This is a genomic window from Pseudomonas sp. GW460-LB5, assembly GCF_059423245.1.
Genome location: NZ_JBWKXT010000063.1, coordinates 1 through 24,474 on the forward strand (window position 1 = coordinate 1; position 24,474 = coordinate 24,474).

The 24,474-nt window shown below is 61.5% G+C and carries 27 protein-coding genes and 1 pseudogene; 17 read left to right on the top strand and 11 right to left on the bottom strand.

The annotated features are described in order from the left end of the window. Positions 1-276 precede the first annotated feature (276 nt). The 6 genes from hemA to AC07XM_RS26500 all read left to right on the top strand — a co-directional run bounded on the left by hemA (position 277) and on the right by AC07XM_RS26500 (position 5,625). Positions 277-1,554, top strand: coding sequence for a glutamyl-tRNA reductase (hemA, locus tag AC07XM_RS26475; protein WP_016484866.1), 1,278 nt, complete (start codon positions 277-279; stop codon positions 1,552-1,554). Continuing rightward, positions 1,551-2,633, top strand: a complete 1,083-nt coding sequence (gene prfA / locus AC07XM_RS26480) for a peptide chain release factor 1 (protein ID WP_016484867.1) — start codon at positions 1,551-1,553, stop codon at positions 2,631-2,633. Before hemA ends, prfA begins: the two co-directional genes overlap by 4 nt. Further along, positions 2,633-3,463, top strand: coding sequence for a peptide chain release factor N(5)-glutamine methyltransferase (gene prmC, locus AC07XM_RS26485; RefSeq protein ID WP_016484868.1), 831 nt, complete (start codon positions 2,633-2,635; stop codon positions 3,461-3,463). Before prfA ends, prmC begins: the two co-directional genes overlap by 1 nt. Then, positions 3,457-4,212, top strand: a complete 756-nt coding sequence (locus AC07XM_RS26490) for a molybdopterin-synthase adenylyltransferase MoeB (protein WP_016484869.1) — start codon at positions 3,457-3,459, stop codon at positions 4,210-4,212. Before prmC ends, AC07XM_RS26490 begins: the two co-directional genes overlap by 7 nt. Then, the gene (murI, locus tag AC07XM_RS26495; RefSeq protein WP_016484870.1) at positions 4,205-5,002 is read left to right on the top strand and encodes a glutamate racemase; all 798 of its coding nucleotides are present in this window, start codon (positions 4,205-4,207) and stop codon (positions 5,000-5,002) included. Before AC07XM_RS26490 ends, murI begins: the two co-directional genes overlap by 8 nt. 104 nt (positions 5,003-5,106) lie before the next feature. Next, positions 5,107-5,625 (top strand): acyloxyacyl hydrolase, encoded by a 519-nt coding sequence (locus tag AC07XM_RS26500; RefSeq protein WP_024717663.1) that lies wholly within the window; start codon positions 5,107-5,109, stop codon positions 5,623-5,625. A 108-nt stretch (positions 5,626-5,733) separates the two neighbouring features. On the opposite strand, the gene AC07XM_RS26505 is transcribed toward AC07XM_RS26500, so the two are convergent. The 5 genes and pseudogenes from AC07XM_RS26505 to AC07XM_RS26525 form a co-directional block, all read right to left on the bottom strand. After that, entirely contained in the window at positions 5,734-6,432 is a 699-nt protein-coding gene (locus AC07XM_RS26505) for an SDR family oxidoreductase (protein WP_023047683.1), read from the bottom strand. Between the two features lie 11 nt (positions 6,433-6,443). Then, positions 6,444-7,871, bottom strand: a complete 1,428-nt coding sequence (phrB, locus tag AC07XM_RS26510; protein WP_060517697.1) for a deoxyribodipyrimidine photo-lyase — start codon at positions 7,869-7,871, stop codon at positions 6,444-6,446. Next, a pseudogene (locus tag AC07XM_RS26515) lies at positions 7,862-8,750 on the bottom strand (MerR family transcriptional regulator). Before AC07XM_RS26515 ends, phrB begins: the two are co-directional and overlap by 10 nt. Next, the gene (locus tag AC07XM_RS26520; RefSeq protein WP_016484875.1) at positions 8,740-9,708 is read right to left on the bottom strand and encodes a YbgA family protein; all 969 of its coding nucleotides are present in this window, start codon (positions 9,706-9,708) and stop codon (positions 8,740-8,742) included. Before AC07XM_RS26520 ends, AC07XM_RS26515 begins: the two are co-directional and overlap by 11 nt. A gap of 100 nt (positions 9,709-9,808) precedes the next feature. Continuing rightward, positions 9,809-10,795 (bottom strand): NAD(P)/FAD-dependent oxidoreductase, encoded by a 987-nt coding sequence (locus AC07XM_RS26525; RefSeq protein WP_016484876.1) that lies wholly within the window; start codon positions 10,793-10,795, stop codon positions 9,809-9,811. Positions 10,796-10,982: 187 nt separating this feature from the next. On the opposite strand from AC07XM_RS26525, the gene AC07XM_RS26530 reads away from it, so the two are divergent. Beyond that, a complete protein-coding gene (locus AC07XM_RS26530; RefSeq protein ID WP_016484877.1) occupies positions 10,983-11,888 on the top strand; it encodes a TIGR01777 family oxidoreductase in 906 nt (301 codons plus the stop codon). 13 nt (positions 11,889-11,901) lie between these two features. Further along, positions 11,902-12,918 carry a ferrochelatase gene (gene hemH / locus AC07XM_RS26535; RefSeq protein WP_016484878.1) on the top strand — a complete coding sequence of 339 codons (1,017 nt, stop codon included), beginning with the start codon at positions 11,902-11,904 and terminating at the stop codon, positions 12,916-12,918. A gap of 132 nt (positions 12,919-13,050) precedes the next feature. Here hemH and AC07XM_RS26540 read toward each other — a convergent pair whose 3' ends face one another. Next, positions 13,051-14,325, bottom strand: coding sequence for a uracil-xanthine permease family protein (locus tag AC07XM_RS26540; protein WP_016484879.1), 1,275 nt, complete (start codon positions 14,323-14,325; stop codon positions 13,051-13,053). 2 nt (positions 14,326-14,327) lie between these two features. After that, positions 14,328-14,966 carry a uracil phosphoribosyltransferase gene (gene upp / locus AC07XM_RS26545; protein ID WP_016484880.1) on the bottom strand — a complete coding sequence of 213 codons (639 nt, stop codon included), beginning with the start codon at positions 14,964-14,966 and terminating at the stop codon, positions 14,328-14,330. Positions 14,967-15,126: 160 nt separating this feature from the next. Between upp and AC07XM_RS26550 the strand changes: the two genes are divergently transcribed. The 3 genes from AC07XM_RS26550 (at position 15,127) to AC07XM_RS26560 (ending at position 16,564) form a co-directional block, all read left to right on the top strand. Then, positions 15,127-15,684: a hypoxanthine-guanine phosphoribosyltransferase gene (locus AC07XM_RS26550; protein WP_012270498.1), complete on the top strand. Its 558-nt coding sequence runs from the start codon at positions 15,127-15,129 to the stop codon at positions 15,682-15,684. Positions 15,685-15,734: 50 nt separating this feature from the next. Then, positions 15,735-16,205 carry a hypothetical protein gene (locus AC07XM_RS26555; protein WP_016484881.1) on the top strand — a complete coding sequence of 157 codons (471 nt, stop codon included), beginning with the start codon at positions 15,735-15,737 and terminating at the stop codon, positions 16,203-16,205. A 68-nt stretch (positions 16,206-16,273) separates the two neighbouring features. Continuing rightward, the gene (locus AC07XM_RS26560) at positions 16,274-16,564 is read left to right on the top strand and encodes a PA4642 family protein (RefSeq protein WP_016484882.1); all 291 of its coding nucleotides are present in this window, start codon (positions 16,274-16,276) and stop codon (positions 16,562-16,564) included. A 56-nt stretch (positions 16,565-16,620) separates the two neighbouring features. Here the strand turns inward: AC07XM_RS26560 and mqo are convergent, their stop codons facing one another. Both mqo and AC07XM_RS26570 read right to left on the bottom strand, forming a co-directional pair. Further along, positions 16,621-18,129 carry a malate dehydrogenase (quinone) gene (gene mqo / locus AC07XM_RS26565; protein WP_102689953.1) on the bottom strand — a complete coding sequence of 503 codons (1,509 nt, stop codon included), beginning with the start codon at positions 18,127-18,129 and terminating at the stop codon, positions 16,621-16,623. A 600-nt stretch (positions 18,130-18,729) separates the two neighbouring features. Continuing rightward, positions 18,730-18,963: a hypothetical protein gene (locus tag AC07XM_RS26570; RefSeq protein ID WP_016484884.1), complete on the bottom strand. Its 234-nt coding sequence runs from the start codon at positions 18,961-18,963 to the stop codon at positions 18,730-18,732. A gap of 145 nt (positions 18,964-19,108) precedes the next feature. Between AC07XM_RS26570 and AC07XM_RS26575 the strand changes: the two genes are divergently transcribed. Next, a complete protein-coding gene (locus tag AC07XM_RS26575; RefSeq protein ID WP_016484885.1) occupies positions 19,109-19,693 on the top strand; it encodes a YajG family lipoprotein in 585 nt (194 codons plus the stop codon). A gap of 167 nt (positions 19,694-19,860) precedes the next feature. Here AC07XM_RS26575 and AC07XM_RS26580 read toward each other — a convergent pair whose 3' ends face one another. Continuing rightward, on the bottom strand, positions 19,861-20,067 hold the full coding sequence (locus AC07XM_RS26580; RefSeq protein WP_016501484.1) for a hypothetical protein: 207 nt from the start codon (positions 20,065-20,067) through the stop codon (positions 19,861-19,863). A 159-nt stretch (positions 20,068-20,226) separates the two neighbouring features. Here AC07XM_RS26580 and AC07XM_RS26585 point away from each other — a divergent pair, with 159 nt between their 5' ends. Next, positions 20,227-20,487, top strand: coding sequence for a hypothetical protein (locus tag AC07XM_RS26585; RefSeq protein ID WP_102689954.1), 261 nt, complete (start codon positions 20,227-20,229; stop codon positions 20,485-20,487). A 121-nt stretch (positions 20,488-20,608) separates the two neighbouring features. Here the strand turns inward: AC07XM_RS26585 and AC07XM_RS26590 are convergent, their stop codons facing one another. Then, positions 20,609-21,778: a 1-acyl-sn-glycerol-3-phosphate acyltransferase gene (locus AC07XM_RS26590; RefSeq protein ID WP_080640993.1), complete on the bottom strand. Its 1,170-nt coding sequence runs from the start codon at positions 21,776-21,778 to the stop codon at positions 20,609-20,611. Between the two features lie 121 nt (positions 21,779-21,899). Between AC07XM_RS26590 and AC07XM_RS26595 the strand changes: the two genes are divergently transcribed. The 4 genes from AC07XM_RS26595 to AC07XM_RS26610 all read left to right on the top strand — a co-directional run bounded on the left by AC07XM_RS26595 (position 21,900) and on the right by AC07XM_RS26610 (position 24,409). Beyond that, entirely contained in the window at positions 21,900-22,082 is a 183-nt protein-coding gene (locus AC07XM_RS26595; RefSeq protein ID WP_016484889.1) for a CPXCG motif-containing cysteine-rich protein, read from the top strand. Beyond that, positions 22,082-22,342 (top strand): putative signal transducing protein, encoded by a 261-nt coding sequence (locus AC07XM_RS26600; RefSeq protein ID WP_016484890.1) that lies wholly within the window; start codon positions 22,082-22,084, stop codon positions 22,340-22,342. Before AC07XM_RS26595 ends, AC07XM_RS26600 begins: the two co-directional genes overlap by 1 nt. A 15-nt stretch (positions 22,343-22,357) precedes the next feature. Further along, on the top strand, positions 22,358-22,978 hold the full coding sequence (locus AC07XM_RS26605) for an SOS response-associated peptidase (protein WP_102689955.1): 621 nt from the start codon (positions 22,358-22,360) through the stop codon (positions 22,976-22,978). Positions 22,979-23,083: 105 nt separating this feature from the next. After that, a complete protein-coding gene (locus AC07XM_RS26610) occupies positions 23,084-24,409 on the top strand; it encodes a M60 family metallopeptidase (protein WP_102689956.1) in 1,326 nt (441 codons plus the stop codon). The last annotated feature ends 65 nt before the right edge of the window (positions 24,410-24,474 follow it).

Genomic DNA, 24,474 nt, shown 5'->3' on the forward strand with positions numbered 1-24,474 from the left:
GGGCCCAGCGCTTGACGGGCATCCATGCCCGTCACCTCCCTTCGCAAGGCCTGCGTTCGGCCTCCTGAAGTCGCGAAAATCAAAAGCAGATCAAAAGCCAGATCAAAAGCAGATCAAAAGCAGATCAAAAGCGGGAATGAAAGCTGAAATCAACGCTCATGCTGGCCCGCGAGCGGCGATAGCCGCAGCGCTATCAGCGCAATAGCGAACGGTGGTTGTTCTAATACCTGTGAAAGAGGACAATTATCGGCTTCCCGTCACAACCAGCGACCTTGCATGGCCTTTCTTGCACTTGGTATCAACCATAAGACTGCCTCGGTAGACGTACGCGAGCGCGTGGCGTTTACCCCAGAGCAGCTGGTAGACGCCCTGCAGCAGCTCTGCCGGCTGACTTCCAGCCGCGAAGCGGCGATCCTGTCGACCTGCAACCGCAGCGAGCTCTATATAGAGCAGGACCACTTGTCTGCCGACGCCGTGCTGCAATGGCTGGCCGACTATCACCGCCTCAGCCTGGACGAGTTGCGCGCCAGTGCCTACGTGCATGAAGAGCATGATGCCGTTAAGCACATGATGCGCGTGGCTTCGGGCCTGGACTCGCTGGTGCTCGGCGAGCCGCAGATCCTCGGCCAGATGAAGTCAGCCTACGCCGTGGCGCGGGAGGCCGGCACCGTCGGCCCGTTGCTCGGGCGCCTGTTCCAGGCCACCTTCAGCGCCGCCAAGCAGGTGCGCACCGACACCGCCATTGGTGAAAACCCGGTATCGGTGGCGTTTGCCGCAGTCAGCCTGGCCAAACAGATTTTCAGCGACCTGGGCCGCAGCCAGGCCTTGTTGATCGGTGCCGGCGAAACCATCACCCTGGTCGCCCGCCACCTGCATGAGCAAGGCGTGCGGCGTATCGTCGTGGCCAACCGTACCCTGGAGCGGGCCAGTACCCTGGCCGAGCAGTTTGGCGCACACGCCGTACTGCTGGCCGACATCCCCCAGGAACTGGCCAACAGCGACATCGTCATCAGTTCCACCGCCAGCCAGTTGCCCATCCTGGGCAAGGGCGCGGTCGAGAGTGCGCTGAAACAGCGCCGGCACAAGCCGATCTTCATGGTCGACATTGCCGTGCCGCGCGACATCGAACCTGAAGTCGGCGAGCTGGACGACGTGTACCTGTACACTGTCGATGACCTCCATGACGTGGTGGCGGAAAACCTCAAGAGCCGCCAGGGCGCAGCCCAGGCGGCTGAAGAACTGGTCTCGGTGGGCGCCGAGGATTTCATGCTGCGCCTGCGTGAACTGGCGGCGGTGGACGTGCTCAAGGCCTACCGCCAGCAGAGCGAGCGCCTGCGTGACGACGAATTGCAAAAGGCCCAGCGCCTGCTGGCCAACGGCGGCAACCCCGAGGACGTACTGGCCCAACTGGCCCGGGGGCTGACCAACAAACTCCTGCATGCGCCCAGCGTGCAGTTGAAAAAGCTCTCGGCCGAGGGCCGCCTTGATGCGCTGGCCATGGCCCAGGAACTCTTTGCCCTCAACGAGGGCTCCACGGACAAATCCCCGCAATGAAAGCGTCGCTGCTGAACAAACTGGATATCCTCCAGGACCGCTTCGAAGAGCTCACCGCACTGCTCGGTGATGCTGAGGTCATTTCCGACCAGACGCGCTTTCGCGCGTATTCCCGTGAATATGCCGAGGTCGAGCCGGTCTACGCTGCTTATAAAGAGTGGTGCAAAGTCCAGGGTGACCTTGAGGGCGCCCAGGCATTGCTCAAGGACAGCGACCCGGACCTGCGTGAAATGGCCGTGGAAGAAGTGCGTGAAGCCAAGGAACAGCTGCTGACGCTGGAGGCGAAGCTGCAACGCATGCTGCTGCCCAAAGACCCCAACGACGGCCGCAACGTGTTCCTCGAAATTCGCGCCGGTACGGGTGGCGACGAGGCGGCCATCTTCTCTGGCGACCTGTTCCGCATGTATTCGCGCTACGCCGAAAAACGCGGCTGGCGCCTGGAGATCTTGTCCGAGAACGAAGGCGAGCACGGCGGCTACAAAGAAATCATCGCCCGTGTCGAGGGTGAGCACGTGTACGGCAAGCTCAAGTTCGAGTCTGGCGCACACCGTGTTCAGCGCGTGCCGGAAACCGAATCCCAAGGCCGCGTGCACACCTCCGCCTGCACAGTGGCGGTGCTGCCCGAGCCGGACGAACAAGCAGCCATCGAAATCAACCCGGCCGATCTGCGCGTGGACACCTACCGTGCATCGGGCGCGGGTGGTCAGCACGTGAACAAGACCGACTCGGCGATCCGTATTACCCACTTGCCCACCGGTATCGTGGTCGAGTGCCAGGAAGAGCGTTCGCAGCACAAGAACCGCGCCCGTGCCATGTCCTGGCTGTCGGCCAAGCTCAACGACATGCAGACCAGCGCAGCACAGAATGCCATTGCCAGCGAGCGCAAACTGCTGGTGGGGTCCGGTGACCGTTCCGAGCGCATCCGCACCTACAATTATCCACAGGGTCGGGTAACCGATCACCGTATCAACCTGACCTTGTACTCGCTGGACGACATCCTCAGCGGTGGCGTGGACGCAGTGATCGAACCGCTGCTGGCCGAATACCAGGCCGATCAACTGGCTGCCCTGGGGGACTGATGACCATCATCGCCAGCTTGCTGCGCAACGCGCAGCTGCCCGAGTCGCCCACCGAGCGGCTGGATGCCGAATTGCTGCTGGCTGCTGCCATCGGCAAGTCGCGCAGCTACCTGCACACCTGGCCTGAGCGAATCGTCAGCAGCGAGGATGCCCAGACTTACGCCGGTTACCTTCAGCGCCGCCGTGGCGGCGAGCCGGTCGCTTACATCCTCGGGCAGCAGGGCTTCTGGACGATCGACCTGGAAGTGGCGCCGCATACCCTGATCCCGCGGCCGGATACCGAGCTGTTGGTCGAGACTGCCCTCGAGCTGCAACCCGCCTCGCCGGCCAAGGTCCTTGACCTGGGCACCGGTACCGGTGCGATTGCCCTGGCCCTGGCCAGCGATCGCCCGGCCTGGCAGCTGACTGCAGTTGACCGGGTGGAAGAAGCCGCTGCCCTGGCCGAGCGCAACCGCCAACGTTTGGGCCTGAGCAACGCGCAGGTGCGGGTAAGCCACTGGTTCGACAGCCTGGCCGGCGAGCGTTTCGACCTGATTGTCAGCAACCCCCCCTATATTGCCGCCGCAGACCCACACCTGGTGGCCGGTGACGTGCGCTTCGAGCCCAGCAGTGCACTGGTGGCCGGTGCCGATGGCCTGGACGACCTGCGCGTGATCGTTGCCCAGGCCCCCGCGCACCTGTTGCCCGGTGGCTGGTTGCTGTTGGAACATGGCTACGACCAGGCAGCGGCGGTACGCGCTTTGCTGGCTGAGCAAGGCTTTATCGAGGTCGCCAGCCGAACGGACCTGGGCGGCCATGAACGCATTACCCTGGGGCGCCTGCCATGCTGAGTGATCAGGAACTTCTGCGTTACAGCCGGCAGGTATTGCTGGCCCAGATCGACATCGACGGCCAGTTACGGCTCAAGCAGAGCAAGGCACTGATTGTCGGCCTTGGCGGCCTGGGCTCCCCGGTGGCACTGTACCTGGCTGCCGCCGGGGTGGGTGAGCTGCACCTGGCCGACTTCGACACCGTCGACCTGACCAACCTGCAACGCCAGGTGATTCACGACAGTGCCAGCGTCGGCATGAGCAAGGTCGATTCGGCCTTGCAGCGCTTGCAGGCAATAAACCCGGAGATCGGTCTGGTTGCCCATCGCCAAGCCCTGGACGAAGATTCGCTGGCTGCCGCTGTGGCGGCAGTCGACCTGGTGCTGGACTGCTCCGACAATTTCGCTACTCGTGAAGCGGTCAACGCGGCCTGTATGGCTGCTGGCAAACCACTGGTGAGCGGCGCGGCGATCCGCCTTGAAGGGCAGTTGTCGGTGTTTGACCCTCGGCGCGACTACAGCCCCTGCTACCACTGTCTGTACGGGCATGGCAGTGACGATGAACTGACCTGCAGCGAAGCTGGCGTGATCGGCCCGCTGGTGGGTTTGGTGGGCAGCCTGCAAGCGCTGGAGGCAATGAAGCTGCTGGCCGGCTTCGGCGAACCGCTGGTGGGTCGTCTGCTGTTGATCGATGCTCTCGGCACCCGTATCCGTGAGCTGCGCGTCAAGCGCGACCCGGCTTGCGCAGTTTGCGGCAAGCGCGATGGCTGAGCGTTCGGCGCCGGTCGGCGTGATGGACTCGGGGGTCGGCGGTTTGTCGGTACTCGCCGAAATCCAGCGCCTGCTGCCCAACGAGACGCTGCTGTATGTGGCCGACTGCGGCCATGTGCCTTACGGTGAGAAGTCGCCGGACTATATACGCGAGCGCTGCCGGCATATTGCCGGGTTCTTCCAGGCACAAGGCGCCAAAGCCATGGTCCTGGCCTGTAACACCGCCACGGTGGCGGCGGTGGCTGACTTGCGCGAGCTGTACCCGACTTGGCCGCTGGTGGGCATGGAGCCGGCCGTGAAGCCTGCTGCTGCCGCCACCCGCTCGGGCGTGGTCGGTGTACTGGCAACTACCGGTACCTTGCAAAGTGCCAAGTTTGCAGCGCTGCTGGACCGCTTCGCCAATGACGTCCAGGTGATTACTCAGCCATGCCCTGGGCTGGTCGAGCTGATCGAGACCGGTGACCTGGCCAGCCCGGCGCTTCGCCAGATGCTGCTTGGCTATGTGCAGCCGTTGCTGGCCGCCGGCTGCGATACGCTGATCCTCGGTTGCACGCATTACCCCTTCTTGCGCCCGTTACTGGCCGACCTGGTGCCAGCGGACGTGGCGATCATCGACACCGGCGCCGCTGTGGCGCGTCAACTGCAAAGGCTGCTGGGTGCCAATGACCTGTTAGCCGAAGGCCCGGCCGGCGACACCCGCTTCTGGACCAGCGCTGACCCAGAATTCCTCCGAAAAATCCTGCCTGTGCTGTGGCATAAGTCCGACGATGTGCAAAGCTTTGCGTTGTGAAAAAAACGTGAAAAACAGCTGAACTATCGTTCCACTTCTGCTTTCTACCGCTTGCCTGATTGAGGCGGACACTAATAACAGCATCAGGAAGAAGGATGTTTCTCATGAGGAAACTGCTCGGCTTGGCGGCGGCTGCCGCCTTTACTTTGGGTCAAGCAATGTCGGCACAGGCTGCCGACATTTCGGTTTCGGTGGGGCAGACCGGTGACTCGACCATGGTCTACCGGCTAGGGCTGCAATCGAACTGGGACGCAAGCTGGTGGCAGACCAGTGTTGGTCGGCTGACCGGATATTGGGATGGGGCCTATACGTATTGGGACGGCGACGAGACGGCGAGCAACCATAGCTTGTCGTTCGCGCCAGTGTTCGTTTACGAATTTGCCGGGGAGTCGGTGAAGCCCTACATCGAAGCGGGGATCGGTGTAGCCGCGTTCTCCAGCACCGAGCTGGAAAGCAACGAGCTGGGCTCGGCATTCCAGTTCGAGGACCGCATCGGCTTTGGTTTGCGCTTTGCAGGGGGGCATGAGATCGGGGTGCGGGCGATCCATTATTCCAATGCGGGCATCAAAGAGCCTAACGATGGTGTGGAGAGCTATAGCTTGCACTACCGCATGGCGCTCTGAGTTCACCTGCACAGGCCTTTTCGCGGGTGAACCCGCTCCCACAGGGAATGCACGATCCTCAAAGGGTGTGCGTTCTGTGGGGGCGGGGCTAACGCCGATTTCAGGGGCTTAGCGCGTCAACGGCCATAGGCTGCTGAGTTCCAGCGCCTCCAGAACCAGTTCCGGTTCAGCTTGCGGCCACCGACGCAACAACGCTTCAGCAACGCTCTGTGGCGTCCATTGCTCCGGTATCGCCTGCGCCGACGTCACCGCTACCTTGAGCGACTGTGGCCCTACTATGGTCAGGCCTACCCCTTGAGCTTTCAAGGCCTGGCGCTGCTCACGCATCCACTGCGGCAGGTTGTTCCAGCCTGCAGTTACCTGCGTCGGGGCATACAATTGCAATGCCGAATAGCGGTTGAACACTGCCAACACCTGCGGTGAATCCCCCTTGGCCAGCAGGGGCAAGGCATGGCCAAGGCACTGCTCAGCCGCCAGCTGGTTGCTTGTGACGATCGCCTCGAACAGGTCGCTGTCCGCTACGTCGTCTGGTAGATAATCGCTGGTACCGGCATTGATGATCAGACCATCCAGCGAGCACCAGGCATGGCCTATCTGCTGGCAGGCATCCGCTGCATTTGGCTCGGCATGCAACTGCCAGGGCAGGCGCAAGAAACGCCGACCATGTTGTGCTGCCAATCTTTCCAGTTCATCGCTTTCCTTCGTACTGGCGGCAACGCGGTGGCCCTGTTCGAGCAAGCGTTCCACCAAAGCCAGACCTAGTCCATTGCTGGCGCCCGTAACCCAAAAACTGCGTGAGTTAGTCAAGACGTTGTCCTCTAATCCTGCCGGCGGGGAAGGCCCTTGAAAGCTTCTATTGCACGCTGGCGACTGCTGCTGAGATCGACCATAGGACTGTGATACAAATTAGTAGCAAATAGATCCCTGGATTTCATCGGTTCATGGATATTTTTCTCATCTATGTCACGTAGGTCCGGCAGCCAGTGCCGAATGAAATGCCCCTGAGGGTCGAAACGCTGAGACTGTGAAATCGGGTTGAAGATACGGAAGTAGGGCACTGCGTCCGTTCCGGTGGACGCGCTCCACTGCCAGCCGCCATTGTTGGCCGCCAGGTCACCGTCTATCAAGTGGCGCATGAAGTGCCGCTCGCCCTTGCGCCAGTCGATCAGCAGGTTCTTGCTGAGGAACATGGCCACGATCATGCGCAGCCGATTATGCATCCATCCGGTGTGCAGCAACTGGCGCATGGCGGCGTCGATGATCGGGAAACCCGTACGGCCCTGTTCCCAGGCTTCAAGGTCGGCCGGTGCATCACGCCAGGGCAGGGCTTCGGTCTGGGCGCGGAAGGCACGGTGTCGCGAGACCTGTGGGTAACCGCACAGGATGTGCTTGTAGAACTCGCGCCAGAGCAGCTCGTTGATCCAGGTCTGCACGCCCGTACTGCCACTGTCGAATTCGCCCCGGTTGCTGGCCAGTGCACCGTGCAGGCACTGGCGAGGCGATATCACGCCGGCGGCCAGGTAAGGCGAAAGCTGGCTGGTACCAGGTTTGGCAGGCAGGTCACGCAGTTGCTGGTAGTCATCAATGGCTTCGTCGAGAAAGCGGGACAGCCGCCCCTGCGCCTGCGCTTCACCCGCTGGCCAGTGTTCACGCAGGGCGCGGGCGGGTGTTTCAAAACCGTCCACGTGTTGCGGAACAGGGTCGGCAGGGATGTGCAGCGGTGCCTGCCGCTTAACCCGGTGGGCCAACGCGGGCAGGCTGCGATGCAGGTGCTCCAGGCAGGTTTTCTTGAACTGGCTGAAAACCTGAAAATAATCGCCACTGCGGGTGAGGATGGTGCCCGGGCGGAAGAACAGCTGGTCGAGGTGGCTGTGTGCCTGAATGCCCGACTTTTCTAGCAGGGCGCGGGTGGCATCATCGCGGCGCTGCTCGTTGATGCCGTACTCTTCGTTCCAGTGAACGCTTGCCACCTGATGTTGGCGGCATACCTCCAGCACGGCTTGTGGTGCCTGCTCCCAGGTGTCTATCTTGCGGATCAGCAGGGGGATATTCAGGCCTTCCAGCGATTGGCGCAGGTCGCGCAGGCTGCGCAGCCAGAAATCGACTTTGCAGGCGGCGTCATCATGGGCCTGCCATTGCCCGGGGCTGATCAGCCACAGGGCGATGGTGGGCCCGCGCTCGGTGGCGGCGCTGAGCGCGGTGTTGTCATCGATGCGCAGGTCACTGCGCAGCCAGGTCAGGTGCATGGGGCATTCATCTCTACAGGCAGGCGGTCATGGGCTTGAAGCAAGCTCAATGCCACTTGCGGGGTGTCGAACAGGGCGAGGTTGGGCAACTTGAGGGCACGCAGCTGCGCTTCATGCAGCAACAGCGTCGGGCCGCCGGCCAGGATTGGCATGGGCAGGTTGTGCAGGGTGCGTTGCAGTGCCTTGCCATCGATGCGGGGCCCCAGGTGCAGAAGTACGGCGCGGGGGCTGAGCGTGCTGACGGCGCGGGCCGGCAATGGGGTGCTCCAGCACCTCGACCGGGAACCCGTTGCTGGTGAACAGCCAGGCGCAAAGCCATAAACCGGGGCTGAAGACACGTTCACTGTCTTCCACCAGCAACACCGCAGGGCCCAGCAGCAGCTGGTTGTCATGGTAGACGCGGGCACCTAGCTTGCTGCGTAGCCAACTGTGGAAAAACGCCTGTTCCAGCTGCGCATTGAAGTAACTACGCCAGCGCAGGTCGAGGAGGTCGAGCAGCGGCAGCAGCAGTTGTTCGCACAGGGTAACGGCCGGGTACAGGGCCATGGCCTGGTTGAGCTGCTGGTCAAGGGCGCGCTGGGACAGGTTGGCAATGGCCTCGACCAGCTGGAATTGTCGGGCCTGCCAGTCACCTTTGGGCGGTGTGCCGGAGGGTTTGTCCAGCAGCTCGCGTACCTGGCCGACCGATGCTCCACGCTGCAGCCAGCCAAGGATTGCCTCGACCCGTTCCACCTGATCCAGCGGATACAGGCGATGCCCCTTGGCGGTGCGCTGCGGCTTGAGCAGGCCATACCGGCGCTCCCAGGCGCGCAGGGTGACCGGATTCACCCCAGTGCGACGGGCAAGTTCGCCGATGGGCAGCAAGGTTTCAGACTGCATTGCGCAAGCCCAGACTTTCCGGGTGCGGCTGCAGGTAGGCCTGTTGCAGCAGGTACGGGTCTGGATGCTTGCGCAAATGGTGCTTGAGCAGGGTCAGCGGTACCACCAGCGGCACCACGCCTTGCTGGTACTGGCTGATGATTGTCTGCAGCTCGGCTTTGTCTTGCTGCGTGAGGTTGTCCTTGAAATAGCCGCTGATGTGCTGCAGCACATTGCAATGGGTGCCGCGGCTGGCACAGCGTCTCAGGGCCTGCATCAGCTGGCTGAAGTAGCGTGGGCCGATGGTTTGTGGGTCGTCATCCTTGCTCATGCTGCCGAGCAGGCGGCCCAAGGTGCGGTAGGCCTGGGGGTTGTTGGCCATCACCAGGTATTTGTAACGCGAATGAAAGCGCACCAGGCTTCCACGGCTAAGGCCCTCGGCCAGCAGGCGCTGCCAGTCGGCGTAGGCGTACACGCGGCTGATGAAGTTCTCGCGCAGCACCGGGTCATGCAGGCGACCTTCTTCTTCCACAGGCAGGTCCGGGCGTCTTGCGCAGAACGCTTGGGCATACACGCCGCGCCCCCCCTGGATGGCCGGGTGGCCATTGTCCTGATACACCTTGACCCGCTCCAGGCCGCAAGAGGGCGATTTCTGCATGAAAATATAGCCGCAGATGCTGTCGAGCTCGGCGGCCATCTGCTCGCCATAGTTGCGTAGCGGGCCGGTCAGGTCCATGCCTGGGTTACGGGTACCGACCACTTCCGGTCGTTCGGGATTGCCGACCAGGCGGATCGGGTCGCGCGGTATGCCCAGGCCGATGGCAACTTCCGGGCACACCGGCAGCCAGTCGAAATGGGCGTCCAGTTGCGTACGGCACAGGTCTGAGGCCTTATGGCCGCCGTTGTAACGCACGCTGTGCCCGGTCAGGCAGGCGCTGATGGCGATACGCGGCTTGCTGTGGGCTGAAGTGTCGTGCATGGCTGTCTCCCGTAAACCTGTACGAGTCTAAAATCTTGTACAGGTTTATTCCAGCACAGCCCGGAAGTTATGCAAACTAGAATTTGTGTATGGCGCTAAATCATTCCAGGTGTTCGAGCAGTCTGCGCGCCGCTTCCTGGCCGCTGAGCCACGCGCCTTCGACTCGCCCGGACAGGCACCAGTCGCCGCAGGCATACAGGCCTTGGTCAGCATCGGCCAGTGCGCCCCACTCGTGATTGCTGCTGGGGCGCGCATAGAGCCAGCGGTGGGCCAGGGCGAAGTTAGGCGCCGGCACCACGCAGCCGACCAGCTCGGCAAACTCGCCCCACAGCTGTTCGATCACTTCTTCCTTGGGCAGGTCGATGTGCTGCCGGCTCCAGTCAGACGTGGCGTGCAGCACCCAGGTATCGAGTTGCTCATCGCGGCCGGGCTTGCTGCGGTTACGGGCCAGCCAGTCAAGCGGGTTGTCCTGCACGAAGCAGCCTTGCATCGGGGTGTCCAAAGGTGTCTGGAAGGCCAGGGCGACCGCCCACACAGGTTCCATTTGCACGCCCGCAGCCACCGCGGCAAGTTTTGGGGTGGAGGCCAGAAGTGGCGTGGCCTGCGGTGCCGGCACGGCAATCACCACCCGGCTGTAAGGGCCATGGCTGCAGCCTTCGGTGTCTTGCAGGTGCCAGTATTGCTTGCCACGGAACACCTCGGCGATACGGCAGCCGAAGTTCACCGTCACATCCTTGAGCAGGCCACGGGTAATGGCGCTCATGCGTGGCACGCCTACCCAGCGGGTCTGTTCGTCAGGGGAGGGAGTGAGCTCGCCATCACGGTAGTTGTACAGCTGTGGCTTCCACTGCTCGGCCCAGCCGGCGGCAACCCACTGTTGCACCTGCTCGACGAAGCGCCGGTCCCGGGCAGTGAAGTACTGGGCGCCGAGGTCCAGCGCGCCGGCCTCGCTGCGCTTGCTGGCCATGCGCCCGCCACTGCCGTGGCCTTTGTCGAACAGATGCACGGATTGCCCGGCCTTTTGTAGGGCCTGGGCGGCTGACAAGCCGGCGATACCGGCCCCGATGATGGCAATAGGTACTGTCATGATGGCCTCTTCAAACCTTGCTGTTAGCAGACTACGCTGTCAGGCAAACCTGTACAATCCAGAAATTCTGTATAAGGTTATACCGCTTTGGCGGTCAGGTTGGCCTATGTTTATCCGAGAGCGTCGGGTCAAAAAAGTGCCTTGATGTTAAAAATAGACCACCGCCGCATTCTGCGAGGACACAGCCATGCATATATTGCTGACAGGCGGCACCGGGTTGATTGGCAAGCATCTTTGCCAGTACTGGCTTGGCCAGGGGCACCGGCTTACGGTTTGGAGCCGGCGACCTGAACAGGTGGCGAAAATATGTGGCAGTGGCGTGCGTGGCATCGCCCGGCTGGAGCAACTGGAGGCGGACGATCACCTTGATGCGGTGGTCAACCTGGCCGGTGCGCCGATTGCCGATCGGCCCTGGACGGCTGCCCGGCGCAACCTGCTGTGGGCTAGCCGGGTCACCCTGACCGAGCAATTGCTGACCTGGTTGGGCACCCGTGAGCAACGCCCGGACGTGCTGATCTCCGGGTCTGCGGTGGGCTGGTACGGTGACGGTGGCGAACGCGAGCTGACCGAGGCTTCGCCACCGGTACGCGAAGATTTCGCCAGCCAGTTGTGCATTGCCTGGGAAGAAACGGCCCAGCGCTCCCTGGCACAGGGGATCCGCGTGGTGCTGGTGCGCACCGGGCTGGTGCTGGCCAGCGATGGCGGCTTTTTGTCGCGCCTGCGCGTGCCCTTCAAGCTGGGGCTGGGCGGGCCATTGGGTGATGGGCGGCAATGGATGCCGTGGGTCCATATAGACGATCAGGTCGCCCTGATTGATTTTCTCTTGCAGCAAAAGGATGCCAGCGGTCCTTATAATGCCTGCGCCCCGGAGCCGGTGCGTAACCGTGAGTTCGCCAGGCGCCTGGGCCGGGCCCTGCATCGGCCGGCGCTGCTGCCGGTGCCGTCATTGTTGCTCAAGGCTGGCCTGGGGGAGATGTCGACCTTGCTGCTGGGCGGCCAGCGGGCACGCCCGGTACGCTTGCTGGCGGCTGGCTTCACCTTCCGTTTCAACGATCTGCAATCGGCCCTGGACGACCTGTCCAGCCGCCTCTGACATAGGACGCTGCATGACCGATCACGCCCTGCTGCTGGTCAACCTGGGTTCTCCGGCATCCACCTCGGTTGCCGATGTGCGCCGCTACCTCAACCAGTTTCTGATGGACCCGTATGTTGTCGACCTGCCCTGGCCGGTGCGGCGCTTGCTGGTGTCGCTGATACTGCTCAAACGCCCGGAGCAGTCGGCGCATGCCTACGGCTCGATCTGGTGGGAGGAAGGCTCGCCGCTGGTGGTGCTGACCCGCCGTTTGCAGTCCGCAATGGTCGAGCACTGGCCCCATGGCCCGGTGGAGATTGCCATGCGCTATGGCCAGCCAGCCTTGCCCGAAGTGCTGGAACGCCTGGCAGCTCAAGGCGTGCGCAAGGTGACCTTGGCACCGCTTTATCCACAGTTTGCCGACAGTACCGTGACCACTGTGGTCGAGCTGGCCAAACAGGTGGTCAACGAACGCCAGCTGCCGCTGCAGATGCGCGTGCTGCAGCCGTTCTACGAGCACCCTGAATACATCGAGGCGCTGGCTGCCAGCGCCCGGCCTTACCTGGAACAGGATTACGACCACCTGTTGCTGAGCTTCCATGGCTTGCCCGAGCGGCACTTGAAGAAGCTGTTTCCGAAGGGCAGCAAGCACGACCTGCGTACCGCCGATTGCTGTCACGGTGCATCCGCCGAGGTGCGTGCGGTGTGTTACCGCGGGCAATGCCTGGCTACGGCCAAAGCCTTTGCGCAGAGCATGGGCATACCGGATGGCAAATGGTCGGTATCGTTCCAGTCACGGCTGGGTCGGGACAAGTGGATCGAACCGTACACCGAGACGCGGCTGGATGAGCTGGCCAAGGCCGGTGTGAAAAAGTTGCTGGTGATGTGCCCGGCGTTCGTGGCCGATTGCATCGAGACGCTGGAAGAAATCGGTATGCGGGGCAGCGAACAGTTTGTGGAGGCTGGCGGGCGGGAGCTGGTGCTGGTGCCATGCCTGAATGATCACCCGGAGTGGGTGAGGGTGCTGGCGCAGATGTGCGAAAAGGCCTGACATTGCGGCTGCCTGTACCGGCCCTGTCGCCGGCAAGCCCGCTCCCACAGGAGCAACACAGTATCTGAAGCCTGTGGTGTACCTGTGGGGGCGGGCCTGCCGGCGATAGGGGCGGTTCGGGTTAAAGCCGGATCAAGGCAAGTGATCATCCAGCTGCTTGTGCTTCCATCCATCATTACCCGGCAGGATCAGGTTCAGGGCAATCGCCACGATGGCGCACAGGGCGATGCCCTTCAGGCCCCAGTCGTCCGGGCCGTCACCGCTGCCGATCAGCACGCCGCCGATACCAAACACCAAGGTTACCGACACGATCACCAGGTTGCGCGCTTCGGCCAGGTCGATCTTGTGGCGGATCATGGTGTTCATGCCCACCGCAGCGATCGAACCAAACAGCAGGCACAGAATACCGCCCATCACTGGCACCGGGATGCTTTGCAGCAGCGCGCCGAACTTGCCGATGAACGCCAGGGTAATGGCGAAGACCGCCGCCCAGGTCATGATCTTCGGGTTGTAGTTCTTGGTCAGCATCACCGCGCCAGTCACTTCGGCGTAGGTGGTGTTTGGCGGGCCGCCGAACAGGCCGGCTGCCGTGGTGGCCAGGCCGTCACCTAGCAAGGTACGGTGCAGGCCAGGCTTTTTCAGGTAGTCACGGCCGGTCACGCTACCGACCGCGATCACCCCGCCGATGTGCTCGATGGCCGGCGCCAGGGCAACCGGGACGATGAACAGGATGGCCTGCCAGTTGAACGCCGGTGCGGTGAAATTGGGGATTTCCAGCCACGGTGCGGCGGCTATCCGGGCCGTGTCGACCACGCCAAAGGCGAACGACAGGGCAAAGCCCACCAGCACGCCGGAGATGATCGGGACCAGGCGGAAAATACCTTTGCCGAACACGGCGACGATCAAGGTTGTCAGCAGGGCTGGCATGGAGATCAGCATGGCGGTCTTGTAGGGCATCAACGCAACGCCGTCCCCACCCTTGCCCATTGCCATGTTGGCGGCAATCGGTGCCATGGCCAGGCCGATGGAGATGATCACCGGGCCGATCACCACAGGCGGCAGCATGCGGTCGATAAAACCGGTGCCTTTGATTTTTACCATCAGGCCCATGAAGGTGTACACGAAACCTGCAGCCATCACGCCGCCCATGGTCTCGGCCAGGCCGAACTGGCCCTTGGCGAGGATGATCGGGGTGATGAAGGCAAAGCTGGAGGCCAGGAAAACCGGTACCTGGCGGCCGGTAACCAGCTGGAACAGCAGCGTGCCGATGCCGGCGGTGAACAACGCGACGTTCGGGTCGAGGCCGGTGATCAGTGGCATCAGCACCAACGCGCCAAATGCCACGAAGAGCATCTGCGCGCCCGAAACGACCTGGCGCCAGAGCGGGTCGTTGAAGCCGTCCTGCATGGTCAGGCGTCCTTTTGCTTGGTGCCGAAGATCTTGTCACCGGCATCGCCCAGGCCCGGCACGATGTAGCCGTGTTCGTTCAGGCGCTGATCGATCGAGGCGGTGTAGATCTTCACGTCCGGGTGGGCTTTTTCCACCACGTCGATGCCTTCTGGCGCGGCGACCAGGACCATGGCCCGGATCTCTTTGCAGCCGGCCTTTTTCAGCAGGTCGATGGTGGCGACCATCGAACCGCCGGTGGCCAGCATCGGGTCGATGATCAGGGCCAGGCGCTGGTTGATGTCCGGCGCGAGTTTTTCCAGGTAGGTATGGGCTTCGAGGGTTTCTTCGTTGCGGGCAACGCCGACGGCACTGACCTTGGCACCCGGGATCAGGCTGAGCACGCCGTCGAGCATGCCGATGCCGGCGCGCAGGATGGGGACTACCGTGATCTTCTTGCCGGCAATTTTTTCAACTTGCACCTTGCCACACCAGCCGTCGATCTCGTAGGTTTCGAGTGGCAGGTCCTGGGTGGCTTCATAGGTCAGGAGCGCGCCGACTTCCTGGGCGAGTTCGCGAAAATTCTTGGTGCTGATATCGGCACGGCGCATCAGGCCGAGCTTGTGGCGGATCAGCGGGTGGCGGATCTCACGAGTGGGCATAGGGGGCTCCGAAAGGCGGGCAAAAAAACCGCGCTAGATTAATCTATTCAACCTGTGCTGTCGTCTGGTCATTTTGGACGTTAGTCCATAAATGCTTGATCTGGGACGAGCGGATGCGTACCTTTGCCCGCTTTTCCAAAATGCACCCCCGGAGAGCGCCATGTCCGCCGATCTCGAGCACATCCGTCAAGTCATGCGTGAAGCTGACTGCCTGTACACCGAAGCCGAAGTCGAAGCGGCTATCGCCAACGTCGGCGAGCAGATCTGCAAGGACCTGCACGACAAGAACCCGGTGGTGTTCTGCGTGATGAACGGTGGCCTTATCTTCTCCGGCAAACTGCTGACCCACTTGCAGTTCCCGCTCGAAGCTTCGTACCTGCACGCCACCCGCTACCGCAACCAGACCAGCGGCGGTGAGCTGTTCTGGAAGGCCAAGCCGGAAGTGTCGTTCATCGACCGTGATGTGCTGATCGTCGACGACATCCTCGACGAAGGCCACACCCTCAGCGCCATCATCGAGTTCTGCAAGCATGCCGGCGCACGCTCGGTGTACACCGCGGTGCTGATCGACAAGGACCACGACCGCAAGGCCAGCCCGGACCTCAAGGCCAACTACGTGGGCCTGCCGTGTGTCGACCGCTACATCTTCGGTTACGGTATGGATTACAAAGGCTACTGGCGCAATGCCAACGGCATTTTCGCCGTCAAGGGGCTGTAATCAAGCGCCGCCCTGCATGCTAGAGTGCTCCTTCATTCAAGGAGCCTCACATGCGTGCGATTCTTCCCCTCCTGTTGGCGGTCAGCCTGCCACTGGCCGCCGCACCGCTGCACAGCCAGTTCCTGCCGCCTGACGACCAGTCACTGCGCCAGGAAGCGCCGACCGGCCAGCAACTGCTGCAAGTGACCGATTACTCGGTGGTGGTGGGGGCCCAGCGCCAGTCCGACCAGCAGCCTATCCCGATCACCTCTTCGTTGCAGGTGCGCCTGAAGGGAAAGCCATTGAGCAAAGGTGCGACCATCGCCCAGGTGCTGCTGACCTTCGATGGCGAAGCGGCCAAGAGCCTGAAGAAGCCTGTGTATGACGAAAAAAGCCGCACCTTGAGCCTGAATTACCCGGTCAGTGACTACCGGGTGATCATGGACCTGCTACGCAACGAAACCTTGTATGTGCAGTTTCTCACCTACGGCAATGGTCACATCTGGGCCGACCTGCACACTGGTACCGTACGTACGCGTTGAGGCACGCGGCCTGCGAGGGGTAAACTGCCGGCCTTCGAAATCCCGTGATGGTCCAGTTGGAGTCGGCAATGCGTAAAGACAAGAAACAGGTAATCGGCGACGAAATCAGCGACGACTACATCAAGTCGTTCCTTCAGTTCGAACCGGCCGATGGTGTGACCTCGCCGTCGCTGCACAAGCTGGTCAAGGCCTACCGTGGGCTGCGCGTAGACGATTTCGAGCGCTTTGTCGGCTTCTTTGTCGAAGCTGGCCTGGACCTGGATGGCAAGGACGAGCACGGTAAAACCTTCGTTGAGCAGATCGCCGACCAGCGCAATGCGCCTGAGTACATCGAGATCATCGACCGCGCCCGCGGTTGATAGAGATCCAGGCACAAAAAAACGCCCCGAGGGGCGTTTTTTCGTTACCGGTCGGTTCAGGCGTAATGCTTGGCCGCCGGGCTGCTTTCCACCAGGTCCAGCGCCACGTCGTTTTCGGCACTGATCTTGTGGTACAGGGCAGCATCGGTTGCCAACGTTTTCTCGCGCGCCGGGAAGATTTCCTTGAGCTTGGCAGCCCAGGCACCCTTGGCCTGCTCGGGGAAGCAGCGTTCGATCAGTTCCAGCATGATCGACACGGTCACCGAAGCGCCTGGCGAGGCACCGAGCAGTGCGGCCAGGCTGCCGTCCTGGGCCGAGACCAGCTCGGTACCGAACTGCAGCACACCGCCTTTTTTCGGGTCCTTCTTGATGATCTGCACGCGCTGACCAGCCACTTCCAGGCGCCAGTCTTCGGCCTTGGCCTGCGGATAGAAGCGACGCAGGGCTTCCAGGCGCTGCTCCATCGACTGCATCACTTCGCTGACCAGGTACTTGGTCAGGTCCATGTTGTCACGGGCCACGGCCAGCATCGGGCCGATGTTACCCATGCGCACCGACAGCGGCAGGTCCATCAGCGAACCGTGCTTGAGGAACTTGGTGGTGAAACCGGCGTACGGGCCGAACAGCAACGAAGTCTTGCCGTCCACAACGCGAGTATCCAGGTGCGGTACCGACATCGGCGGGGCGCCCACGGCGGCCTGGCTGTAGACCTTGGCCTGGTGCTGTTTGACGATTTCCGGGTTGTCGCAACGCAGCCACTGGCCGCTGACCGGGAAGCCGCCGAAGCCTTTGCTTTCCGGGATGCCGGACGCCTGCAGCAGCGGCAGGGCCGCGCCACCGGCACCGAGGAAGACAAAGGGAGCGTCGACTTCGCGGCTGCCGCCGCTGTTGACGTCCTTGATGCTCACGGTCCAGCCGCTGCCGTTACGGCGCAGGCCGACGACCTTCTTGCTGTACTTCACCTGCGCGTCCGGCGAGTCGCCCAGCAGCTTGAGCAGCTTGTTGGTCAGGGCGCCGAAGTTGACGTCGGTGCCTTTGGCTACACGGGTAGCTGCAATGTGCTGGTCGGCTGGGCGGCCAGGCATCATCAGCGGCATCCAGTCGTTCATCACCGCCTTGTCTTCGGTGTATTCCATCTCGGCGAAGGCATGGTGCTGCTTGAGCAGCTCGAAGCGCTTCTTGAGGAAGGAAACACCCTTGTCACCCTCGACGTAGCTCAGGTGCGGGACAGGGTTGATGAATGCACGCGCCGAGCCGAAGTTGCCCTTCTTGCTCAGGTAAGCCCAGAACTGGCGCGAAACCTCGAACTGGGCGTTGATGTGCACGGCCTTCTTGATGTCGATGCTGCCATCGGCGGCCTGGGGCGTGTAGTTAAGCTCGCACAGACCAGCGTGGCCGGTACCTGCGTTGTTCCAGGGGTTGGAGCTTTCCGCGGCTCCGGAGTCCATCGCCTCGACGACCTCAAGCTTCAGGGTCGGGTCAAGCTCCTTCAGCAGTACGGCCAGGGTGGCACTCATGATGCCCGCGCCTACCAGTACTACATCAACCGATTCGTTCTGCGCCATTTAACGCGTCTCCACAATCTACAGCTACCTAATTGACAGCATAGGACCTGGGGTAGCCAGGGTCGCCATGTCCGACTTTTCGCAGTTCTTGCAACTTCCGCGGACACCGCCAATCAGTCTTCGGGTTCAGCTATTGAACGCCGTTTGCCACGGGTGCGGCAATTCGACTTATGGTCAAGGTGTCGTGCGTGCGTTATGGAACGGTTCAGACACTCATACGGGATGAGCGCAGTTGCCGCCTGTTCAGGGCTGTTCGGGACACATCTGCCGCTTTTGCACATGCCAGACTGTTCATTTGCTCGCCACACTCTTGTGAAGTTGTGAAAACCGTTTTTTCACGCTCTTTTGGAGACGTGAACCTCAAAAGGGGACTGCGCGATGGCAACCCGCAGGTTCATGCAGTGTGAAGGGCCGGAAAAGCAGGCACGACAGCCGATGCAAGACCTGAGTGGAAGGCTCTCTGTGGGCGAAGCGGTGAAGTTGCCGGGGTCAATCGGCGAGTGCGGGGCCCGATCAGGAGACGTCCTTATAATCGGGGGGAGATTATAGCGATGTCGCGGGCAGAAATGTCGCCATTCGTGGTTTTTATTGCAGCGTTTGTCAGGCCGCGAGGATGCGATGGTGCCAGCGGCGGCTTGCGCGGGCGCAAACCCTGGCGTCGGCGGGCAGTTCGCGACCCAGCCAGGCCAGCTGGATTTCACTGACCTGGACCCAGCCGCTGCCGCTCGGTACCTGGCTGCATTGCTTGAAGGCCAGGCATTTGCCTTGAGCATCGAGGCGGGCGTAGGCGGTGTGGCGCGGGCGTTGGAAGAGCAGAGTCCAGAGCGAGGCCATGGCGGCGAGTCCTTTGCGTGAGGGCTTGGCGCAAGGATAAGGGCGTGGCCATGAAACGATTGTGACAAGCGGGTCGGGCCGATGACTGGTCTGTGCCTGGCTAGGTATACTGTGGGCCTTTGCCGCATTTTCTGGAGAAACGCGCATGTTGCAACGTCTGTTGTTCGGTTTGATCGCCGTGGCCAGCCTCAGCCTGGTCGGTTGTGCCCACAGCCCGCAACAACTTAACCCGCAACCCACGCTCAAGGCTCAGCTCGCCCCGGTGGGCCACGGCCAGCCGGTCGTGGTCCGGGTGGTTGACGGCCGGCCTTCGCAATCCTTGGGTACCCGTGGTGGCATGTACCCCGAGACCAGCACCATCAGCGTCAGCGGTAATGACGTGGTGCCCAAGCTGCAGGCCCAGGCCGAAGCTGCTGTGCGCCTGCTCGGCTTCACCCCTACGCCGAACGCCTCTGGTGCACCCCAGCTGACCGTGACCCTGGCCGAGCTGAAATATCAGTCGCCCAAAGACAACCTGTACGTGACCGAGGCCACCATCGGCGCCACGTTCCGTGCCGACGTGCGCAATGGCGGCCGTAGCTACAGCGGCCGTTACGGCGCTTCGCTGGACCAGCGTTTCGGCATGGCGCCGAACCAGGACACCAACACCCAGCTGGTGGGCGATGTGCTGAGCGATGCCCTGACCCGCCTGTTCAAAGACCCGACCATCGGGCAGGTGCTGGGCCAGTAAGCGTTTGGCTGCATGAAAAAACCCGCTCCCTGTGTCAGGTAGCGGGTTTTTTGTTGCCTGTGCTGGCCTCTTCGCGGGTAAACCCGCTCCCACAGGTCCAGCGCAGGCCTCGGATCCGGTGCGGTCCCTGTGGGAGCGGGTTCACCCGCGAAGAGGCCGGTTCAGGCTTACGCTGCTTCTACGTAGAAATCCAGCAAGCTGAAGCCCGTCCCGGCATCCACCTCCGGCAAATCTTCATGCACATGCCCGCCCAACGCACAGTAGACCAGCCACTGGCGGTCCTGCACATTGATGGCAAAACCATCGATCAAAGCCTGTTGTTCATCGCTCTGGGCAACGAGGTAGAGGCGGTCCTGGTTTTCGGCGTGCAACATGAACAAGCTCCGGGTCATGAAAGGCCGACAGGGTGGCCTGTTCAGATGACGAGCGGATGACAGATGAAATTTAATGACAGTTTGTCGCCCATACCGGGCGCGGGGCAGCGAGTTGGGTAGAATGCGGGCCTTTGCCGCTTCTCACACCGAGGTTGCGTGATGTCCTTGCAAGTGCTCTGGGGGGTTCTGGCCGCCCATCCCACCAAGTTGATCAACCTGCTGGCGCTGCTGCTGACCTGCCCCGGCGGGTTGCTGCTGCACAGTGCCCGGCGACGCGAGGCCGAGACCCGCGAATACATGGCTGTGGAGGAGGGGGTGGTGGACGCGTTCGACCTGCGGGTGCCACGCTACTTCTACATTCTTGGTTTTTCGTGCCTGGCGATGGCGTTGCTGTTGTCCTGGTTCAGTACCTGGGTCTGAGAACCATTGGGGCCGCGTTGCGGCCCATCGCGACACAAGGCCGCTCCCACAGGGAATTGCGTACTCCTTGTGGGAGCGGCCTTGTGTCGCGATTGGGCTGCAACGCAGCCCCCGGGATCGATCAGGCTACAGGTGCCTGCTGCCTGACCTGGTACTGGTTACGCACTGGCGTCGCATACTGCAGCACCAGGTAAGGCCGCTGCTCTTCGGGGCAGGCATCCAGCCGACGCTGCCATTCTTCCTTGGCCTTGGCCAGCTCGTCCGCCGGGAACACCTTCTCGGCACTCGGCACCTGCAACGCTTCGTCCTTGCCTTCCCACATCGCATAGGCCAGGTAGTGCACCGGGAACAGGCGGTAACCGCCAAGGATCTGCCGGTCGATTTCCGCTGCCAGCTGCTTGGTATCCTCGTGGTACGCGGTCACCGGCGCGGTGAAGTTGATGTGCACGCGGCCCTTGTAGCCGGTAATGCCCTTGGCGATGCTGTTGTCATCCTCGCCTGGTGCCTTCGTGTAGGTACCGGTAGTGGCGCGGATGTACAGCTCGCGGGCCTTGGCCTGGTCACACGGATCATATTCGTAGCTGATCGACACCGGCGTCAGGTTGAGGCTCTGGATCACCGCACCGAACGGCTCGTCCTTACGGCTCATGTGGAACATCTTGAGGATCGCCGAATCGGTACGGTCGTCACCGTCCTTGGCGCGGCCTTCGGCCTGGGCGATCCAGATCGATGTGGCGTCGTTGCGGATCGAGTGGTTGATGTAGGCCGAGAGCAACTGGTAAGCCGCCAGCTTCTCGCGGCGCCCGCTGATCGAGCGGTGCACGATGAAGCTTTTGTTCAGGCGCATCATGTCGCTGACAAAGGGCTTTTGCAGCAGGTTGTCACCAATGGCAATGCGCGGGGTGGGCAAGCCTGCGTGGTACACCGCGTAGTTGACAAAGGCCGGGTCCATGACGATGTCACGGTGGTTGGCCAGGAACAGGTAGGCGGTGCCTGCCTTGAGCTGTTCCACGCCCGAATAAGTAACGCCGTCGGTGGCGCGGTCGATGGTCTGGTCGACGTAGTACTCGACTTTGTCCTGCAAGGTCGAAACGCAGGTGACGCCGGCAAACTCCTTGCGCAGGCGGCGGGCAATCAGCGGCTTGAGCAACCAGCCGAGAGCACCGGCCGCACGCGGGAAGCGGAAGTGGGTGAGGATATCGAGGAATGCCGGGTCGCTGAGCAGGCGTGCCAGGACGGCAGGGACCTCAGCGTCGTCGTACGGTCGGATGGCATCGAATTCGCCCATCATGCTCTCTTGTTGGAAACGGCTAGGGTAATAGGTAGGGGCGGGCTCCGAAAAACGGCTCGGACATACACAGGCCCTGTAAACAGACCGGCAATTATACGCATAAGTCACCCCGGAGGCCGCGATGCTGGAAACTGCCAACTACGATTGCCCTTATTGTGGCGAAGAAGTCGAAACCACGGTGGATCTGTCCGGTGGCGATCAGGAGTACTTCGAGGACTGTCAGGTGTGCTGCAAGCCTGTCCGCTTCTTGCTGCAGGTGCATGGCGAGGAATGGATGCTGGATGTCTTCGGTGAGAATGACTGATGCGACGGATCTACGAACCTGAAAACCTGCTCGAGGCCGAAATGCTGCTCGGTATGCTGGCCAGTGAGGGCATCAACGTGCAGCTGGTGGGCCGTGACTTGATGGGGGGCGTAGGCGAACTGCCCCTGCAAGGTCTGTTGGGGCTTGCGGTGGCGGATGAGCAGGCCGAGTACGCACGGCAGCTGATCGATGCGTACAATGATGCCCAGCCACTGGTTGGCGACGAACCGGAGAGCTTCCCCGGTACCTTGATCTGCTAGGTTCTGAATTCGCCCATGTGTGGACGTTATGCCCTGTTTCGCTGGCCCCAGGCGCTTGCCAGCCTGCCTGGCTTCCCCCAAGGCCAGCCGGCCCAATGGAACATTTCACCCGGGGCTTCGGTGCTGATCCAGCGCCAGCTCGAGGGCCAGCAGCAAGTGGCCAAGGCGCGCTGGGGGCTTACCCCGGCCTGGCTCACTGACCTGTCCCGCACACCTGCCCACGCCCGCGCCGAAACCCTGGCCGAGCAGCCGATGTTTCGCGATGCCTTTCGCCAGCGTCGCTGCCTGATGCCGGCCAACGGCTTTTACGAGTGGCGTGGCAGCGTGCGTAAACGCCCGTACTGGTTGACCCCGGGGGAGGGCTCGTCGCTGTATTTTGCAGCGGTGTGGGAGGCCTATCCGGTGCAGGACCAAGTGTGGCTGAGCTGTGCTGTGGTGACCCAGGCAGCCATGAACCAGCGTCGGCCGCTGATACTGGACGAGGCCGCGCAGGCGGCGTGGCTTGACCCGGATACGCCGATCACCCGCTTGCACGAGTTGCTGGCCAGCCCCTCGGCAACATTGCGAGAGCGGGCCTTGGCCAATTTCGTCAATGACCCGAAACTGGATGCGCCGGAGTGTTTGACGCCGTTATGACTGTAGTGGACTGCTTATAACGCCTAGTATTTCTGCTAGTTGACCACCTCCAGGGCCCGCCATAAGGTTGATCGTACTTGTTTGGTGCAGCCGTTGAGAGGGTTAATGATGAAAAATAATATATTGTCAGGCCAGGAAAAACCTGCTGTTTCTTCTGCACTCACGAAATTCAAAGTTTTACCTTCGACGGATTCAGATAAAAGAATCTTTGGGCGTTGGTTTGGTTATGCTGATTTTCAGCCCACGGGCATCTTCCTCGAGCCCAGAGGTCATGTCCGTTATCAATGCTCGCTTCCGCCAAGGGCAAATGTGAAAATGCAACTCCTCGTCGGAACTCCCGGCTTCAATACCCAAGGCTCTGAGACTGAAAGCCCTCGTACCTATGAAATGCGCGAATTCCCTGGGGCCGTAACTGATCCGGAAGGAGGGTTGTTATGGGTGCGGTTAGTACCTGATGGGTTGGGCCCGACCGTCGAGGAGGTAACGATCAATTTTGAATGTATTGTTGACTCACATCGAGTACCTGTATTCATACAAGGTGAAACGTCCGTAGATCAGTGGGACCAGATGCTTGAGGATGCCAAGGGGGATGGACGAGCGCCAGTGCAGCTCATGAGTGATAAAGTTGTTATAACCGCATGGTGGGAAACGGCTTATGACTATAGGAATAACAACCCCTCGGATGTATTGGATGAATACAAAGAAATTCTAAGAGTAGAAAATGAAATCGGTGCAATCGGTTATGGTGCGGAACAAGAACCACCCAGTCCGCTGCGCATATTGGTCTCGGAGAAGGAAAGTGGCAACCCTAATGCCACTCACTATCGAATAAGTTTACCGCAATACGGCAGGTCGCTACTGACTCCCGACGGTGTGCGCGGCGACTGGGGAATCTGGCATGAGTTGGGTCATATGCAGCACCAGATTGCCTGGAGCGCTAATGCGTTGACTGAAAACTCCGTCAATATATTTTCTCTTGCGGTTGAGCGCTCGCAGGGCAAACCTTCAAGCGCGGTGCGTTATGATAGCGAAGCTCATGCCTTCTTGAACAATACTGATCCGAACAAAAAGTTTGAAGATAATGGCCCGTTCGTCTGCCTTGTCATGTGGGAGCAACTGCGGATCGCTTACGGCGACGCGTTTTTTCATCGGCTGCACCGTGAAACCCGTTTAAGAGGCAATAGTGACTCCGGCCAGGGTGATGCTCAATATCGCCATTACTTCATGGTTACCACCGCACTGGCTGCGCAGCACGATCTCACACCATTCTTTATTCGTTGGGGTTGGCACCCAACGCAGCGCACGCTAGATGCCATTCGAGATTTGCGGCTGCCTTTACCTGACCCCGACCCCTCCACCATTCACCTGGGAGACCACGCGGTCGGGCAATTTTCCAGTTGCACGGCACATACGGAAGGTGCCGAACATTGACAGGTGGGAATGGTATGCCGGTGAAACGCCGGCGTGCTGCAGTGTGCGAAAGCCCGCGGGTCACG